This is a genomic window from Pseudomonas sp. HY2-MNA-CIBAN-0224 (assembly GCF_040310285.1).
Classification (GTDB): Bacteria; Pseudomonadota; Gammaproteobacteria; order Pseudomonadales; family Pseudomonadaceae; genus Aquipseudomonas; species Aquipseudomonas helleri.
In genome coordinates, this window is record NZ_JBEOPQ010000521.1 from 1 (window position 1) to 272 (window position 272).

General features: G+C 42.3%; 1 protein-coding gene. It reads right to left on the reverse strand.

What is annotated here, in order from left to right:
• On the reverse strand, nt 1–248 hold a 248-nt coding region (locus AAEZ03_RS27400; RefSeq protein WP_350583000.1), incomplete at its 3' end, for a hypothetical protein.
• Nucleotides 249–272: the final 24 nt, after the last annotated feature.

A 272-nucleotide genomic window follows, 5' to 3' on the forward strand; every position in this document is an offset into this window, starting at 1 on the left:
AATTGGTTCTCTTCTTCCAAAAATCCAATATAAGCCGTACTCGCAGTGCCTTGTTTGGCACGTCCAGCATTGGCATTAGCCGCAGGAAGAATTTGTAAGGTAATACTTTGACGTTTTAGCTGTTCTTGCAAGGCTTTTTGCTCGTCATTCATTGACTCAAGCCGCTGTTGCTGTTGCTCTAGTTGCGCTTTTAGGTTTTGTAAATCTTCATTCATTGCCGTGCTTTTATGGCTAATAACGTCTTTCATGCTATCGATGACGGAAGCTTCGTT